The organism is Rhodoferax sp. U11-2br (assembly GCF_018619435.1).
Classification (GTDB): domain Bacteria; phylum Pseudomonadota; class Gammaproteobacteria; order Burkholderiales; family Burkholderiaceae_C; genus Rhodoferax.
Genome location: NZ_JAHFZF010000038.1, coordinates 1 through 16,063, shown reverse-complemented (window position 1 = coordinate 16,063; position 16,063 = coordinate 1). Strand labels below are relative to the sequence as shown.

At 60.1% G+C, this 16,063-nt stretch carries 15 protein-coding genes; 8 read left to right on the top strand and 7 right to left on the bottom strand.

The window, feature by feature from the left end; genetic code table 11:
- Positions 1 to 203 precede the first annotated feature (203 nt).
- From KKO72_RS18505 to KKO72_RS18480, 6 genes are all read left to right on the top strand, one after another.
- Positions 204 to 515 (top strand): helix-turn-helix domain-containing protein, encoded by a 312-nt coding sequence (locus KKO72_RS18505; RefSeq protein WP_078365806.1) that lies wholly within the window; start codon positions 204 to 206, stop codon positions 513 to 515.
- 46 nt (positions 516 to 561) lie between these two features.
- Complete coding sequence (locus KKO72_RS18500) at positions 562 to 912, top strand: FKBP-type peptidyl-prolyl cis-trans isomerase (protein ID WP_214942529.1); 351 nt, start codon at positions 562 to 564, stop codon at positions 910 to 912.
- A 172-nt stretch (positions 913 to 1,084) separates the two neighbouring features.
- Positions 1,085 to 1,657 (top strand): nucleotide exchange factor GrpE, encoded by a 573-nt coding sequence (grpE, locus tag KKO72_RS18495; RefSeq protein ID WP_214942525.1) that lies wholly within the window; start codon positions 1,085 to 1,087, stop codon positions 1,655 to 1,657.
- A 71-nt stretch (positions 1,658 to 1,728) separates the two neighbouring features.
- Entirely contained in the window at positions 1,729 to 3,675 is a 1,947-nt protein-coding gene (gene dnaK, locus KKO72_RS18490; RefSeq protein ID WP_214942522.1) for a molecular chaperone DnaK, read from the top strand.
- 105 nt (positions 3,676 to 3,780) lie between these two features.
- Positions 3,781 to 4,917 carry a molecular chaperone DnaJ gene (gene dnaJ, locus KKO72_RS18485; protein ID WP_214942519.1) on the top strand — a complete coding sequence of 379 codons (1,137 nt, stop codon included), beginning with the start codon at positions 3,781 to 3,783 and terminating at the stop codon, positions 4,915 to 4,917.
- Positions 4,918 to 5,035: 118 nt separating this feature from the next.
- Positions 5,036 to 6,400 (top strand): MBL fold metallo-hydrolase, encoded by a 1,365-nt coding sequence (locus tag KKO72_RS18480; RefSeq protein WP_214942516.1) that lies wholly within the window; start codon positions 5,036 to 5,038, stop codon positions 6,398 to 6,400.
- Between the two features lie 75 nt (positions 6,401 to 6,475).
- Here the strand turns inward: KKO72_RS18480 and KKO72_RS18475 are convergent, their stop codons facing one another.
- The 7 genes from KKO72_RS18475 to KKO72_RS18445 form a co-directional block, all read right to left on the bottom strand.
- Positions 6,476 to 7,435, bottom strand: a complete 960-nt coding sequence (locus KKO72_RS18475; RefSeq protein WP_214942513.1) for a nitronate monooxygenase family protein — start codon at positions 7,433 to 7,435, stop codon at positions 6,476 to 6,478.
- A gap of 31 nt (positions 7,436 to 7,466) precedes the next feature.
- On the bottom strand, positions 7,467 to 8,255 hold the full coding sequence (locus tag KKO72_RS18470) for an alpha/beta hydrolase (RefSeq protein WP_214942510.1): 789 nt from the start codon (positions 8,253 to 8,255) through the stop codon (positions 7,467 to 7,469).
- A complete protein-coding gene (locus tag KKO72_RS18465) occupies positions 8,252 to 10,042 on the bottom strand; it encodes an acyl-CoA dehydrogenase (protein ID WP_214942507.1) in 1,791 nt (596 codons plus the stop codon). Before KKO72_RS18465 ends, KKO72_RS18470 begins: the two co-directional genes overlap by 4 nt.
- Before the next feature lie 97 nt (positions 10,043 to 10,139).
- Entirely contained in the window at positions 10,140 to 11,075 is a 936-nt protein-coding gene (locus tag KKO72_RS18460; RefSeq protein WP_214942504.1) for an electron transfer flavoprotein subunit alpha/FixB family protein, read from the bottom strand.
- Positions 11,076 to 11,110: 35 nt separating this feature from the next.
- Positions 11,111 to 11,860: an electron transfer flavoprotein subunit beta/FixA family protein gene (locus tag KKO72_RS18455; protein ID WP_214942501.1), complete on the bottom strand. Its 750-nt coding sequence runs from the start codon at positions 11,858 to 11,860 to the stop codon at positions 11,111 to 11,113.
- A gap of 191 nt (positions 11,861 to 12,051) precedes the next feature.
- Positions 12,052 to 13,317 (bottom strand): mechanosensitive ion channel family protein, encoded by a 1,266-nt coding sequence (locus tag KKO72_RS18450; protein ID WP_214942498.1) that lies wholly within the window; start codon positions 13,315 to 13,317, stop codon positions 12,052 to 12,054.
- A complete protein-coding gene (locus KKO72_RS18445) occupies positions 13,310 to 14,263 on the bottom strand; it encodes a histone deacetylase family protein (protein WP_214942496.1) in 954 nt (317 codons plus the stop codon). Before KKO72_RS18445 ends, KKO72_RS18450 begins: the two co-directional genes overlap by 8 nt.
- A 43-nt stretch (positions 14,264 to 14,306) precedes the next feature.
- Here KKO72_RS18445 and KKO72_RS18440 point away from each other — a divergent pair, with 43 nt between their 5' ends.
- Both KKO72_RS18440 and KKO72_RS18435 read left to right on the top strand, forming a co-directional pair.
- Complete coding sequence (locus tag KKO72_RS18440) at positions 14,307 to 15,227, top strand: MoxR family ATPase (RefSeq protein WP_214942493.1); 921 nt, start codon at positions 14,307 to 14,309, stop codon at positions 15,225 to 15,227.
- A 112-nt stretch (positions 15,228 to 15,339) separates the two neighbouring features.
- Complete coding sequence (locus KKO72_RS18435; protein WP_214942488.1) at positions 15,340 to 15,981, top strand: hypothetical protein; 642 nt, start codon at positions 15,340 to 15,342, stop codon at positions 15,979 to 15,981.
- Positions 15,982 to 16,063 lie beyond the last annotated feature (82 nt).

Here is a 16,063-nt window from a genome sequence, read left to right as displayed (position 1 = left end):
GATCTGGTAAAAAGTGGCACTTTTTCAACTGTACATGAATTTTGTGCTGACAACTGATGTTCCCAAGCTACAAAACATGTAGCAATTCGGCAATTTGCGATATAGTCCACTTTTCGCGCCGACACAAAAGGGCAGGTCTGGGTTCGCACACCACACTGCAGTGATGCCCTTGGCAGAAATTTCATGTCCAAAGGAGATGTCCCATGAGTACAAAAGAAACCGCTGCCATTGGCCAGCTGTTAAGCCTGCTTGAATCACGTTATGCCATTCGTGTGCTTTGGGCACTAAAAGACGGCCACCCCCAGACTTTTCGGCTGCTGCAAGACAGCGTCGGCGGCATCACCCCCAACACACTGAACACACGGATCAAGGAAATGCGTGAAGCTGGCCTGCTCGACCACGGCAGCAGCGGTTATCTGGTGACGCCTTTGGGTGCCGATCTGCTCAAGCGTATGGGTGATCTGTCTGCCTTTGCCACCAAATGGGTCTCCACCCAAGCCAAAAAGAAAGCCTGAAAACAGTTGTTTTCAGTCAAGTCCACTTATTTCATCTCTGCTTCTTATGATCACAACCCCATCAGGACTCCAATACGAAGACAGCATCACCGGTGTTGGTGATGTTGCCACCGACGGCCAACGCGTGACGGTCCACTACACCGGCTGGCTGTTCCAGGAAGGTGTCCAAGGCACCAAGTTCGACTCCAGCAAGGACCGGGGCACGCCTTTTGTCTTCAACCTGGGTGCTGGCTCTGTCATCCGTGGCTGGGACGAAGGTGTGGCGGGTATGCAAGTGGGCGGTACCCGCACTCTGATCATTCCTCCAGGCCTGGGTTATGGTGCACGCGGTGCGGGTGGTGTGATCCCGCCGAACGCCACCCTCAAATTTGAAGTTGAATTGCTCAAGCTGTCCTGAGCATCTCCGTTTGGCTGACTCCGGGCACCTGAGACAGGTGCCCGTTTTTATTGGTGAGATGCCATCCTGGTGTCAACAGGCATTGACCCAAAAATATTGTGGGTACTGCTCTTGAAATCACAAACGGCACCACCATCTCACAGCATCGTTCATACAAAACCCGCCTCACCGCATGTCTGACACAACACCTCAACCTACTTCTGCGGACCATTCCGCTGCCCCAGCTGCCGCAGTGGATGGGCAAAACATCCAGGAAACTCTGGCCAACTACGAATCCGAGGTCCTGGCCAAATGCCAGGCCGATCTGGCTGATTTGCAAGCCAAAAGCGCCGAACTTGCCGACCAGTACCTGCGTGCCAAGGCTGATGTGGAGAACGCCCGCCGCCGCGCCGAGGACGAAGTCGCCAAGTCACGCAAATTCGCTCTGGAAGGTTTTGCCGACAGCTTGCTGCCGGTGATCGACAGTCTGGAAGCTGGTCTGGCCATCAAAGACGCCAAGCTGGAGCAGATTCGTGAAGGTGCTCAAGCCACCTTGCGGCAACTGCTTTCGGCGCTCGAACGTAACAAAGTGGTGGCAGTCAACCCGGAACCGGGTAGCAAATTCGACCCCCACCAGCACCAGGCCATCAGTGTGGTGCCGTCCGAGCACGAAGCCAACTCGGTGGTGACCGTGCTGCAAAAGGGTTATCTGATCTCTGAGCGTGTGTTGCGCCCGGCTTTGGTCACGGTTTCTGCACCGAAATAAGCCAATCCTCCAGCTTGAAATCAATCAGGCTGTCCACAAGTTATAAACATCTGTCTATTTAGGAGTTCACCATGGGAAGAATCATCGGCATCGATCTGGGCACCACCAACAGCTGCGTCGCCATCATGGAAGGCAATACGCCCAAAGTGATTGAAAACGCCGAAGGTGCGCGCACCACACCGTCGATCATCGCCTACCAGGAAGACGGCGAAGTGCTGGTCGGTGCTTCGGCCAAGCGCCAGGCGGTGACCAACCCACGCAACACGCTGTACGCGGTCAAGCGCCTGATTGGTCGCAAGTTCACCGAAAAAGAAGTGCAAAAGGACATCGACCTGATGCCCTACAAAATCGCTGCTGCTGACAACGGTGATGCCTGGGTGGAAGTGCGTGGCAACCGCATGGCGCCCCAACAAATCAGCGCCGATGTGTTGCGCAAGATGAAGAAGACAGCTGAAGACTACCTCGGCGAAGCCGTCACCGAAGCGGTGATCACCGTGCCCGCCTACTTCAACGACGCCCAGCGTCAAGCCACCAAGGATGCGGGTCGCATTGCCGGCCTGGAAGTCAAACGCATCATCAACGAACCCACCGCAGCTGCCCTGGCGTTTGGCCTGGACAAAAACGAAAAAGGCGACCGCAAGATTGCGGTGTATGACCTGGGTGGTGGTACCTTTGACATTTCCATCATCGAAATCGCTGACGTCGATGGTGAAAAGCAGTTTGAAGTGCTGTCCACCAACGGCGACACCTTCCTGGGTGGTGAAGACTTTGACCAACGCATCATCGACTTCATCATTGCCGAGTTCAAGAAGGAACAAGGCGTGGACTTGGGCAAGGATGTGCTCGCCCTGCAACGCCTGAAAGAAGCCGCTGAAAAGGCCAAAATCGAGCTCTCCAGCAGCGCCCAGACCGACATCAACCTGCCGTATGTCACCGCTGACGCCTCTGGTCCGAAACACCTGAACATCAAGCTGACTCGCGCCAAGCTTGAGTCGCTGGTAGAAGAACTGGTCGAACGCACCATTGCCCCCTGCCGCACCGCCCTGAAAGACGCTGGCGTGAGCGCAGCCGACATCCATGACGTGATCCTGGTCGGCGGTATGACACGTATGCCCAAAGTGCAGGAAAAGGTCAAAGAGCTGTTTGGCCGCGAACCACGCAAAGACGTGAACCCTGACGAAGCTGTCGCCGTGGGTGCGGCCATTCAGGGCCAGGTGTTGTCGGGCGACCGCACCGACGTGTTGTTGCTGGACGTGACGCCGCTGTCCCTGGGTATTGAAACCCTGGGTGGCGTGATGACCAAGATGATCGCCAAGAACACCACGATCCCGACCAAGTTTGCCCAAACCTTCTCGACCGCCGACGACAACCAGCCTGCCGTGACCATCAAGGTGTTCCAGGGTGAACGCGAAATTGCGGCTGGCAACAAGCTGCTGGGTGAGTTCAACCTCGAAGGCATCCCGCCCTCACCACGTGGTTTGCCCCAGATTGAAGTGTCGTTTGACATCGACGCCAACGGCATTTTGCACGTGGGCGCCAAGGACAAAGGCACCGGCAAGGAAAACAAGATCACCATCAAGGCCAACTCGGGTCTGTCCGAAGCCGAAATCCAGCAAATGGTGAAAGATGCCGAGCTCAATGCCGCCGACGACAAGAAAAAACTCGAGCTGGTACAAGCCCGCAATACCGCCGAAGCCAGCATGCACAGCGTCAAGAAGAGCCTGACCGAGTACGGCGACAAGATCGACGCCGCTGAGAAGGAAAAAATCGAAGCTGCGGTGAAAGACCTGGAAGAAGCCCTCAAAGGTGACAACAAGGCGACCATCGAAGAAAAGAGCACGGCCCTGATGACGGTGAGCCAGAAACTCGGCGAAAAAATGTATGCTGACATGCAAGCCAAGGAAGCCGCTGCGGCGCAACCCGATGGCGCAGCCGAGCAGGCCGCACCCCAAGGTGGCAGCGCAGCGCAAGACGACAATGTGGTTGACGCCGAAGTGAAAGAAGTCAAGAAGCCCTAAACGCTTGGCACTTCAACACTGTTGTTGACACAGGCAGCACGCGCCGCGTTGATCACCGCAAGGGAGCAACGCGGCGTTTGTATTGAAACCAGGCACGAGTAGACCATGTCAAAAAGAGATTACTACGAGGTTCTGGGTGTTCCCAAAAACGCCACAGACGACGAGATCAAGAAGGCTTATCGCAAACACGCGATGAAGCACCACCCTGACCGCAACCAGGGTGACTCCGCCAAAGTGGCCGAGGAAAAATTCAAGGAATCCAAAGAAGCCTACGAGATGCTGTCGGACCCGCAAAAACGGGCGGCCTACGACCAGCACGGCTTTGCCGGTGTAGACCCGAACATGCGCGGTGGCGCAGGCGGTGCTGAAGCCTATGGTGGGTTTGCCGAAGCCTTTGGGGACATTTTTGGCGACATGTTCGGCCAGCAACGCGGTCGTGCCGGTGGTGGCCGCCAGGTCTATCGGGGCAGCGACCTGAGCTACGCCATGGAAGTGACGCTGGAAGAAGCGGCCAAGGGCAAGGATGCCCAAATCCGCATCCCCAGCTGGGACAACTGCGACAGCTGCCACGGCACTGGCGCCAAACCAGGCACCCAGGTCAAGTCCTGCGGCACCTGTGCTGGCACCGGGTCGGTGCAGATGCGGCAAGGCTTCTTCAGCGTGCAGCAGACCTGCCCGACCTGCCGTGGCACCGGCAAGGTCATTCCCGAACCCTGCCCAGCCTGCCATGGCCAAGGCAAGATCAAGAAACAAAAAACACTCGAAGTCAAAATCCCGGCCGGTATCGACGGCGGCATGCGCATCCGCAGCGCGGGCAATGGGGAACCCGGCACCAATGGTGGCCCGCCGGGTGACCTGTACATCGAGATCCGCCTCAAGAAACACGACATTTTTGAGCGCGACGGCGACGACCTGCATTGCTCGGTGCCGATCAGCATCGTCACCGCCACCCTCGGTGGTGAAATTGATGTGCCCACCTTGGCTGGCAAGGCTGCCATCGATATCCCCGAAGGCACTCAAACCGGCAAACAGTTCCGGCTGCGCGGCAAGGGCATCAAGGGTGTGCGCTCAAGCTACCCCGGTGACCTGTATTGCCACATCCTGATCGAAACCCCGGTCAAACTCACCGAACACCAACGCAAGCTGCTGCGTGAGCTCGATGAGTCTCTGAAAAAGGGCGGCAGCAAACACTCACCCACCGGTGACAGTTGGACCGACCGCTTGAAGAGTTTCTTCAGCTGATCCAGGCCTGACCCACCGGGAGCCTATCCCTGCTATAGAAAAGCCACACAGTTCTTTCAAAAACTGCGTGGTTTTTTTTCGCCAACACCATACAACACATCCCTCAGGAGCCTCAGCCATGTCTGTCACTATCAGCTTTCTCGGCGGCGCCGGTACCGTGACCGGCTCCAAATACCTGGTACGCCACGACGGCAAAGCCCTGCTGGTGGACTGCGGCCTGTTCCAGGGCTACAAACAGCTGCGTTTGCGCAACTGGAACCCGCTGCCGGTAGCACCGGACCAGATCAACGCGGTGTTGCTCACCCACGCGCACCTGGACCACAGTGGTTACCTGCCGTTGCTGGTCAAGGAAGGATTTTCCGGACCGATTTACGCCACCCCCGGCACGCGCGACCTGTGCAAGATCCTGCTGCCCGACAGTGGCCACATCCAGGAAGAGGACGCCGAGTTTGCCAACCGCCACAAACTCTCCAAACACGAGACCGCCCTGCCCCTGTACACCCGGCAGGACGCGCTGGACGCCCTACCGCACATCAAGACCCATGACTTTGGTCGACCCTTCAACCCGATCCCTGGCTGGAAGGCCACCTTCTCTGCCGCAGGCCATATCCTGGGTGCCAGCAGCATCCTGCTGGAAGTGGCCGGTCGACGCATTTTGTTCTCGGGCGATCTGGGCCGCCCGGACGACCTGATCATGAGCCCACCGGACGAGGCACCACAGGCCGATACAGTGCTGATCGAATCCACCTACGGTGACCGCACCCACCCGGTAGAAGACATGCTGGCCGAACTGGCAGCACCGCTGCAACGTGTGGCCAAACGCGGTGGTGTGGCTGTGGTGCCGGTTTTTGCGGTGGGCCGCGCCCAGGCGCTGTTACACGCCATCCATCTGCTCAAACTTCGGGGTGATTTGCCAAGCTCGTTGCCGGTGTTTCTGGACAGCCCGATGGCGGTGCACACCACCCATTTGTTTGAGGCGCATCTCGGTGAACACCGCCTGAGTCAGCAAGACAGCCGCGCCCTGACCCATGGCGCCACCATGGTCAACAGCACCGACGAGTCGCGTGCCTTGGCCAGTCGTCACGGGCCGATGGTGATCCTGTCGGCCAGCGGCATGGCCACTGGCGGGCGGGTGTTGCACCACCTGGCGCACTACGCGGGCGACCACCGCAACATGGTCATCCTGACCGGTTACCAGGCGCCCGGCACCCGGGGTGCCAGCTTTGCCAGCGGTGCAAAAACCGTGCGTATCCATGGCCGCGATGTGGTCGTGAATGCGGAGGTGGTGCAGCTGCAATCGGCCTCGGCCCACGCGGATGCCAACCAGCTCATCAGTTGGCTGCGCACGATGCCGCAGGCGCCCGATCAGGTCTACATCGTGCACGGTGAAGCGGGCCCGGCCGACACCCTGCGCGCCCGTATCAAACACGAACTGGGCTGGCGCGCCCTGGTGCCAGAGGCCGGATCCACCTGGCCCACCTGAACACATCAGGCCATTCACTTGCTACGGTAAAAATAGCTATCAGTCCTTTTCAAGAAAGGGCTAGAGGCCTATTTCTTACACAAGACCCAGCAAATGCTCACGTGCTGCCGCGTACTCGCGCTTGAGCTGCGCCACAAAATCAGCCGTGCTCTGCACCTGGCTGATGGCGCCGATGCCTTGGCCACAGCCCCAGATGTCTTTCCAGGCTTTGGCCTTGTCACCGCCAAAGTTCATGGCGCTCGGGTCGCTCTCGGGCAAGTGCTCAGGGTCCAGTCCGGCGGCGCGGATGCTGGGCGCCAGGTAGTTACCGTGCACACCGGTGAACAGGTTGCTGTAGACAATGTCGTCAGAGTTGCTGGCCACAATCGCCTGTTTGTAAGCCTCTGACGCACGCGCCTCGTGGGTGGCGATGAAGGCCGAGCCGATATAGGCAAAGTCCGCCCCACAAGCTTGTGCCGCCAGCACCGCGCCCCCGCTGGCAATCGACCCACTGAGCACCAGCGGACCGTCAAACCACTGGCGGATTTCCTGCACCAAGGCAAACGGGCTTTTGACCCCAGCGTGCCCACCGGCCCCGGCGGCCACTGCAATCAGCCCATCGGCACCTTTCTCGATGGCTTTGTGTGCGTGTTTGTTGTTGATCACATCGTGCAACACCACGCCACCGTAACTGTGGGCGGCGGCATTGATGTCTTCACGTGCGCCCAAGCTGGTGATGATGATCGGCACCTTGTATTTGACACACAGCGCCATGTCGTGCTCAAGCCGCTCATTGCTTTTGTGCACGATCTGGTTGATGGCAAAGGGTGCGGCGGGTTGCTCCAGGTGCGCCTGGTTGTGGGCCGCCAAGGCTTCGGTGATCTCGATCAGCCAGTCCTCCAACTGCTCGGCAGGCCGGGCATTGAGCGCTGGCATGCTGCCCACCACACCAGCGATGCACTGGGCGATCACCAGTTGCGGGTTGCTGATGATGAACAGTGGTGAGCCAATCACCGGGAAGGGCAAACGGTCAAGGGGCGTGGGTAGTCTGGACATAGGATGACTTTTCTGAATGACCCACAGCGGGTCAGTGACTTGGGTTCTTGATCCAGCGGCTGATCTGGTCCACCGCCTGGGCTTCCATGCCGACATAACCGTGGTAGTGAAAGGCCTCGCAGGGGCCGCTGCGGGGTTCGGTGCTGCCGTCGACTTCGATGTACTGTTTGACCGGTGCCTGCACCAGGCGGCTGATCAAACGCTGCGCCGCAGCGGGTGGGGTGATGCGGCAGGCGTCGTGCTTGTGCTGGAAGATCAGAACAGGCACCGTGATGTCCTCCAGCGCGATGTCGGCCACGGAGCCACCCGGCTGTGATCCGGTGACGGTGGAGCTCAACACCACACCGGCAATCCGGGCGCCCAGTGCCACGCCATTGGCCGCCGCGCTGAGGGTGCCCTGGCTGGTGCCGACCAGCCACACCGGTGCAGCGCTGCGCATGCCAATGTCATCCAAGATGGCGCGCACATCGACCTGGTGTTCGGCAGAGCGGCGAAACGCCGGTGTCATTTGTCTGGCGTCATCCGGGTTGCCAACCAGGGCAACATTGAAGCCAGCACGCGCGAAATCGTCGCGCGTGCGGATCAGAAAGTTGCCCGACTGGGGAACACCGTCCTTGAGCCCGATACCACCATGACCACCCGCAAACAACAGCACCGTGGCCACGGCACCGTCACGCGGCATCCACCAGTAACTGATGCCCACATCACCACGCGAGCTCAGGACCACCAGTCCGTCCTGTGCCATGGCCGAGGTCGCAGCCAAGCAGGCCAACAGCGCACCAAAGACCCAGCGCAGGGCCGAGTCTGACCAGCGGCTCAAAACGCGTCCAGCGCCAGTGCGGTCACGCTGGTCGCACCGTCCACAATGCTGTCACGCAGGCCCGGCACCTTGGTCAGGATGTGGTCGGCGTAGAAGCGGGCGACGGCGATCTTGGCCCGCATGAAGGCCACGTCTTCATGCCGTGCCAGCGCCTCTTGCGCCACCAGCAGGGCACGGCCCATCTGCCAACCCGCCATCAGGTTGCCCGCCAGCATCAGGTAGGGCACGCTACCGGCAAACACCGCATTGGGGTGCGCCTTGGTGTTGCCCGACACAAAGTCCACCACCTCGATGAAGGCCAGGCGGGCCGCCGCCAATCGCTTGGCCATGACCAGAGCGTCAGGTGTGCCGCTGGCTGTCAGGTCAGCTTCGGTATGGGCGATCTGAGCGGCGAGCGCCTTGGCGGTCTGGCCACCATCACGCGCGGTTTTGCGACCGACCAGGTCATTGGCCTGGATCGCGGTGGTGCCTTCGTAGATGGTCAAAATCTTCGAGTCGCGGTAGTACTGGGCGCAGCCGGTTTCCTCGATGAAGCCCATGCCACCATGCACCTGCACACCCAGCGAAGTGACCTCCTGGCTCATCTCGGTGGAAAAGCCTTTGATCAACGGCACCATGAACTCGTAGAAGGTCTCGTTTTGCTCCCGCGTCTGGGCATCCGGATGGTGGTGCGCCGCGTCATAGGCGGCTGCGGCCACACTCGCCAAGGCGCGGCAGCCCTCGGTGTAGGCACGCATGGTCATCAGCATGCGTTTGACATCGGGGTGGTGAATGATCGGGCCAGCAGCTGGCAAGGAGCCATCCACCGGGCGGCTCTGGATGCGCTCCCGGGCGAACTCCACCGCCTTCTGGTAGGCCATCTGCGCAATCGCAATACCCTGCACCCCGACACCGTAGCGGGCGGCGTTCATCATGATGAACATGTACTCCAGGCCCCGGTTTTCCTGCCCGACCAGATACCCCACGGCACCACCCGCGTCCCCAAACTGCAGCACACAGGTCGGGCTGGCCTTGATGCCTAATTTGTGCTCGATACTGACACAGCCCACATCATTGCGTGCACCGAGCGAGCCGTCGGTTTTGACCAAAAACTTGGGAACCACAAACAGGCTGATGCCTTTGACGCCAGCGGGCGCGCCGTTCACACGTGCCAACACCAGATGCACGATGTTCTCGGCCAGGTCGTGTTCGCCCCAAGTAATGAAAATTTTGGTGCCCGCGATCTTGTAACTGCCATCGGGCTCGGGTTCGGCTTTGGTGCGCACCGCAGCCAGGTCGCTGCCAGCCTGTGGCTCGGTCAGGTTCATGGTGCCAGTCCACAAACCGCTGACCAGTTTGTCGAGATAGATGGCATTGAGTTCACTGGAGCCTGCTGTCAGCAGCGCCTCGATAGCGCCGTCGGAGAGCAGCGGCAACAGCGCAAAACTCATGTTGGCTGAGTTCTGCATTTCACCCACGGCCGAACCGATGGTTTTGGGCAGACCCTGGCCGCCGTAGGCCACCGGGTGCTGCAGGCCCTGCCAACCGGCTTCGGTGTAGGCTGTGAACGCCTCCTTGAAGCCGGGCGTGGCGGTGACCACACCGTCTTTCCAGCTGGTGGGGTTCTGGTCACCGACCCAGTTCAGGGGTGACAGCACAGTTTCATTGAATTTGGCGGCTTCTTCGAGCACCGCCTGGGCAGTCTCGAAGCCAGCATCCTCCATGCCCGGCAACTGCGCGATCTGATCAATACCCGCCAGGTAGCGGATGTTGAACAACATGTCTTTGAGAGGGGCGGAATAACTCATGCTTGTCTCCTGGTTTTTTTGAGGCTTGAGTGCGCCAGTGCCCATGCTCTGGCGAAAAAAAAGGGCATCACATGGATGCCCTGGTCACCGATTCGCCTTACAGGGCGGCGACCAGTTCTGGCACGGCGGCAAACAGGTCCGCTTCGAGCCCGTAGTCGGCCACACTGAAGATCGGTGCCTCGGGGTCCTTGTTGATGGCCACAATCACCTTGCTGTCCTTCATACCGGCCAAATGCTGGATGGCACCGCTGATGCCCGCAGCAATGTAGAGCTGGGGAGCGACGATCTTGCCGGTCTGGCCCACTTGCCAGTCGTTGGGCGCGTACCCGGCATCCACCGCAGCGCGGCTGGCACCAATGGCGGCACCTAGCTTGTCGGCCAGCGGCACCATCACTTCGTTGAACTTTTCCTGAGAACCCAGGGCGCGGCCACCACTGACGATGACCTTGGCGGCGGTGAGTTCGGGGCGGTCGTTCTTGGCGATTTCACTGCCCAGGTAGGTGCTGCCAGCGGTGACAGCCACAGCAGCTACCGTTTCAATAGCTACCGGCCCTTGTGCTGAATGGGCTGCAGCATCAAAAGCCGTGGTACGCACGGTGATCACCTTGATCGTGTCCAGGCTCTGCACGGTGGCAATGGCATTGCCAGCGTAAATCGGGCGCTCGAAGGTGTTGGGGCTGATCACCTTGCTCAGGTCAGTAATCTGGCCCACATCGAGCTTGGCAGCCACGCGTGGGGCGATGTTTTTGCCCGATGCGGTGGCTGCAAACAGAATGTGGCTGTAGCTGGACGCCAGCGCCACCACCTGGGCCGTGACGTTTTCAGCCACACCATGGGCCAGGCTGTCGGCATCGATGTGGATCACCTTGGCCACACCAGCCACCTGGGCTGCAGCATTAGCCACAGCAGCGGCATTGGCGCCGGCCACCAGCACATGCACCTCACCACCGAGCTGGCTGGCTGCGGTGATGGTGTTCAAGGTGGCGGGCTTGAGATGGGTGTTGTCGTGTTCGGCAATAACAAGAGAGCTCATGTGTCTTCCTTCAATCTGTGGGCTCAGGCGCTGGGTCAGATGACCTTGGCTTCGGTTTTGAGTTTGGCGACCAGCGTGGCCACGTCAGGCACCTTGATGCCGGCGCTGCGTTTGGGCGGCTCGGAGACTTTGAGGGTCTTGATGCGTGGCGCCACATCCACACCAAGGTCTTCCACCTTGATGATGTCGAGCGGCTTTTTCTTGGCCTTCATGATGTTGGGCAGGGTGACATAACGCGGCTCGTTGAGGCGCAGGTCAGCCGTCATGACAGCAGGCAAAGTGACACTGAGGATTTCAGAACCACCATCGATTTCACGGGTGATGCTGGCCTTGCCGTCCGTCACTTCAATCTTGCTGGCGCAGGTGACTTGGGGCAGATCGGCCAGGGCCGCGAGCATCTGGCCAGTCTGGTTGCAATCGTCGTCGATGGCTTGTTTGCCCAGGATCACCAAGCCGGGTTGTTCCTTGTCCACAATCGCCTTGAGGATCTTGGCCACCGCCAAAGGCTGCAACTCGGCAGCAGTTTCCACCAGGATGGCCCGGTCGGCACCAATGGCCATGGCGGTGCGCAGGGTTTCCTGGCACTGGGTGACACCACAAGACACCGCGATGATTTCGGTGGCCACACCCTTTTCTTTGAGACGCACCGCTTCTTCGATGGCAATCTCGTCAAACGGGTTCATGCTCATTTTGACGTTGGCAATATCTACACCGGTGTTGTCCGACTTGACCCGGACCTTCACGTTGTAGTCCACCACGCGTTTGACTGCGACCAGGACTTTCATAAAAACGTCTCTCCAAAGTAAAAATGAATGGCAAAACACACCGTGCACCGATCAATTCCATTGACGTGCACGTCAACCTGGGCATTTTATGCGGGCGTACCAGCCAGCCTGGTCAAACCACAGACAATCCGCCAAAAAACCAATAATAGAACGACCGTTCTTTTTTAGTATACCCACTGCTTGGCTTGTGCTCAAGCGGTGCGTTGATGAATGACACGTTGTGGGAAAGGAATTTCGACCCGGTTCTCGCGCAGTAGCTGCAAAATCGCCAGATTGATCAAGGAGCGCAGATTGTCGCTGCCGTTTTCGGGGTCGCGAATCCAGTAGCCCAGGCGGAACTCCAGCCCGTCGGCGCCAAAGTTCATCAGCGCCACCGCCGGGCCGGGCTCCTGCAGCACCCGCTCCTGCTGGGACGCCGCCTGCAGCAAGAGCCGCGAAACCAGGTCCACATCACTCTCGTAACCCACCGACACCGTGGTGGACTGCCAGACCTTGGGGTCGGCCAGCGACAGGTTTTCGACCCGGCTGGTGATCAGCATCTCGTTGGGCACAATCGACTCGCGGCCACTGAGCGAACGGATCACGGTGTAACGCGCATTGATTTCGGTGATGATGCCGCTGAAGTTGTCGACCTGCACCGTGTCACCAATACGCATGCTGCGCTCAGCCAGAATGACAAAACCCGACACGTAATTGGCGGCCAGCTTCTGCAGGCCAAAACCGATGCCCACCCCCACCGCACCACCAAGCACCGACAGCGCCGACATGTCGATGCCCACCGCCGACATCGCCAGCAGCAGCCCGACAAACATCAGCAGCGCCTTGGCCGCATTGCTGAAGGCCTTGCGCAGGCTCAGCTCACCACCGGTGACATGGCGCAACAGCTTGGACTCCAGTGCCGACGAAATCCACAAGGTGATGATCAGCACCAGACCGGCGGTGAGGGACCCCTCAATGATCTTGCGCACCGACAACTGGCTGGAGCCGACCTTCCAACTGATCTGGTCGAGCTCTTCCATCACCACCGGCAACAAACCACTAACCCAGAGCACCATGGCCAGCCAGGCCACCCAGGAGATGGTGCGCTCCAGAAAACGGATCAAGGGGGTTTCGTTAAACGCCGCCTGCAGCACCTTGACCCCCAGGCGGATCACCAGCAGCGACAGCAGCACCGGTATCGCAATCTTGAACGCCGCCAGCGGCAGCGAGTGACTCAGCAGCTGGCGCGCCAGATAGGCCAGGGCCAGCCATAGCGCCGGGAACAACACACCGTCCACAATGCGCCGACCAAAAGTGATGCTGTTGGCGTCGCGGCCCACAAAGGCCCGGGCGGCCAGGTTGGCCAGCAGCCAGGCCAGCAAGGCACAGCCGAGCAGCACCGCCAGTTCAATCAGGGTGCGGGTCTGTACGATCGCCTCCAGCCAGGCTTGCAGGTCGTCGGGTTGTACCTCAGACATCGGCCATCACCCGAATATGCGCCTCCACGCTGCGAGCCAGCGAACTCATCACATACCCCCCTTCCAGGCAGCTGATGACCCGCCCCTGTGCATAACGGTGTGCCACATCCATGATGCGGCTGGTGATCCAGGCGTAGTCGTTTTCCACCAGACCAAGCTGGCCCATGTCGTCCTCGCGGTGGGCATCAAACCCGGCACTGATCAGGATCAGCTCGGGCTGAAACTCTTCCAGACGCGGCATCCAGGCGCCTTCGATCATTTCGCGGATCTCCATGCCCTTGGTGTAGGCCGGCACCGGCAGGTTGACCAGGTTGGGCGCACTCGAGTGCTCCCAGCCTAGCGGGTAAAACGGGTGCTGGTAAAAACTCACCATCAGAATCCGGTCATCCCCTTTGACGATGTCCTCGGTGCCATTGCCATGGTGCACATCAAAGTCCACTATCGCCACGCGCTGCAGGTTGTGCCGCTCCAGCGCGTATTTGGCGGCAATCGCAACGTTGTTGAAAAAGCAGAAACCACCGGCTTTGTCGCGGCAGGCGTGGTGCCCGGGCGGGCGCACCGCACAAAAGGCGGTGTTCATCTCACCGGCCAGCACCGCGTCGACCGCGTCGGTGGCCGCACCCACTGCATGCAGGGCCGCCGTCCAGGTGTGGATGTTGATGCTGGTGTCGGGGTCGATCTGCAGGTGGTCGGCACCACCGGCAGCGATGTCTTCCTTGAGCTCGGCGTTGAGCCCGCGAATGGCGGCGACATACATGCGGCCATGGGCCAGTTCAATGTCGGAGGTGGAGGCCGGGGTGGCTTCGCGCCGGTCCAGCGCCACATCCAGCCCGCTGATCAACAGCCGGTCATCAATGGCATCCAAACGTTCAGGACATTCCGGGTGACCCGGACCCATTTCATGCTTGCGAAAACTCGGGTGAGTAAAGTATCCGGTCATTGACATACAGGTTTGTCTCCTGGAATGATTTTTTTGGTAAGGTTACCTGATGGATATACAAGCTAAGCTTACAGCCCTGGTCAACCAGCTTAACACGGTGATCGTGGGCAAATTTGACCAAACACAAGATTGTGTGGCGTGTCTGCTGGCAGGGGGACACCTGCTGATTGAAGACGTTCCGGGGGTCGGAAAAACCACCCTGGCGCACGCACTGGCGCGCACCTTTGGCTTGCAGTTTTCGCGGGTGCAGTTCACCTCCGACCTGATGCCCAGCGACCTGCTCGGGGTCTCGGTGTTCGAGCGCAGCCAGGAAGCGTTTGTGTTCCACCCCGGCCCGCTGTTTACCCAGGTGCTGCTGGCCGACGAGATCAACCGCGCCAGCCCAAAGACCCAGAGCGCCTTGTTGGAGGCGATGGAGGAAAAACAGGTCAGCATCGACGGCCAGACCCGACCCCTGCCCTCACCTTTTTTTGTCATCGCCACACAAAACCCGATGGACCAGGTGGGCACCTACGCCCTGCCAGAGTCGCAGCTGGATCGGTTCCTGATGTGTCTCTCGCTGGGTTACCCGAGCCGCGAGGCCGAGCGCCAGTTGCTCGGTGGGGCTGACCGGCGCCAGCTGGTCGAAGCCCTGCCCAGCCTGCTGAGCCCGGCCGAGTTGCTGTTGTTGCAAAACCAGGTGCTGGCGGTGCACACCAGCGAGCCCTTGTTGGACTATGTGCAAGACCTGCTGGCTGCCACCCGCTCTGGCCGCTGGTTTGTGCAGGGCCTGAGCCCACGCGCCGGCATTGCGGTGGTCCGCGCGGCCAAGGCACGCGCCCTGTTGAGCGGGCGCGACTATGTGGCACCCGACGATGTGCGCGCCATCCTGCCGCAAACCATCGCGCACCGGCTGGTTCCAACGTCTGATGCGGGCCGCGGCGCACGCGCGCAGGTTCAGGCTCTGCTGGACGCGGTGCCCCTGCCATGATCACTTCCCCCGGAAGCGCCTTTGGCGCCTCCCCCTCAAGGGTGCGCACCCATTGGCCTGGCCAAGCCAGTTCCACGGGTGCTCTGGCCTGAAGGCCGGTAGCGACACCTGAATGGCTCCCGCCCGAAGCACCTCAAAGGCCTCCCGCATCAGGCAACGCACCTGGTGGCCTGGCCGTCCAAGCGCCACGGGTGCACTGGTCTGGAATCCAGTCGCGTCGCTGCGGGCACGCTTTGAGCGCTGGTGGCAGGCCCGTTTGCCAGCATCTGACAGCGTGACCCTGACCCAGCGCACGGTCTACATCTTGCCCACCCGCGCAGGCTGGATGCTGGGCGCCACGCTGCTGGTGTTGTTACTGGCCTCCATCAACTACCAGCTCAACCTGGGTTACCTCCTAACCTTTTTGCTGGCCGGTTGTTCATTAGTGGCGATGCATGTGAGCCACGCCAACCTGCGTGGCATCACCATGAATTTGATAACACCTGAGCCAGTATTTGCGGGGGCCAGAGCCATATTTGACATCCAGCTGCTGAACTCCAGCCAGCGCACTCGACCGGCCCTGGCGCTGGCCATCCAGGGCAGCCGGCAGTGGGTGTATACCGATCTTGCGCCGCTGTCGCAGGCGCGGGTGCAACTGGCCTGTTTACCGGGCCAGCGTGGCCTGCACCCGCTACCCACGGTGCGTGCCCAGACCCTGTTTCCGCTGGGCAGTTTTTGTGCTGTCTCTATTCACAACCGACGCTGCCGACGATAAGCCGGGTGGTGATTTTCGGGGGGGGCGCGCTATTTTAAAAAAAAAAAGCACAATCATGGATGAGACGGGGATGCAGGTGTAG

Excerpts from the sequence above, each read along its gene's own strand:
- dnaJ (WP_214942519.1), top strand. The coding sequence starts at position 3,781 with ATGTCAAAAAGAGATTACTACGAGGTTCTGGGTGTTCCCAAAAACGCC.
- KKO72_RS18450 (WP_214942498.1), bottom strand. The coding sequence starts at position 13,317 with ATGTCTGAGGTACAACCCGACGACCTGCAAGCCTGGCTGGAGGCGATC.
- KKO72_RS18505 (WP_078365806.1), top strand. The coding sequence starts at position 204 with ATGAGTACAAAAGAAACCGCTGCCATTGGCCAGCTGTTAAGCCTGCTT.
- grpE (WP_214942525.1), top strand. The coding sequence starts at position 1,085 with ATGTCTGACACAACACCTCAACCTACTTCTGCGGACCATTCCGCTGCC.
- KKO72_RS18455 (WP_214942501.1), bottom strand. The coding sequence starts at position 11,860 with ATGAAAGTCCTGGTCGCAGTCAAACGCGTGGTGGACTACAACGTGAAG.
- dnaK (WP_214942522.1), top strand. The coding sequence starts at position 1,729 with ATGGGAAGAATCATCGGCATCGATCTGGGCACCACCAACAGCTGCGTC.
- KKO72_RS18480 (WP_214942516.1), top strand. The coding sequence starts at position 5,036 with ATGTCTGTCACTATCAGCTTTCTCGGCGGCGCCGGTACCGTGACCGGC.
- KKO72_RS18445 (WP_214942496.1), bottom strand. The coding sequence starts at position 14,263 with ATGTCAATGACCGGATACTTTACTCACCCGAGTTTTCGCAAGCATGAA.
- KKO72_RS18435 (WP_214942488.1), top strand. The coding sequence starts at position 15,340 with ATGGCTCCCGCCCGAAGCACCTCAAAGGCCTCCCGCATCAGGCAACGC.
- KKO72_RS18500 (WP_214942529.1), top strand. The coding sequence starts at position 562 with ATGATCACAACCCCATCAGGACTCCAATACGAAGACAGCATCACCGGT.
- KKO72_RS18475 (WP_214942513.1), bottom strand. The coding sequence starts at position 7,435 with ATGTCCAGACTACCCACGCCCCTTGACCGTTTGCCCTTCCCGGTGATT.
- KKO72_RS18465 (WP_214942507.1), bottom strand. The coding sequence starts at position 10,042 with ATGAGTTATTCCGCCCCTCTCAAAGACATGTTGTTCAACATCCGCTAC.
- KKO72_RS18460 (WP_214942504.1), bottom strand. The coding sequence starts at position 11,075 with ATGAGCTCTCTTGTTATTGCCGAACACGACAACACCCATCTCAAGCCC.
- KKO72_RS18440 (WP_214942493.1), top strand. The coding sequence starts at position 14,307 with ATGGATATACAAGCTAAGCTTACAGCCCTGGTCAACCAGCTTAACACG.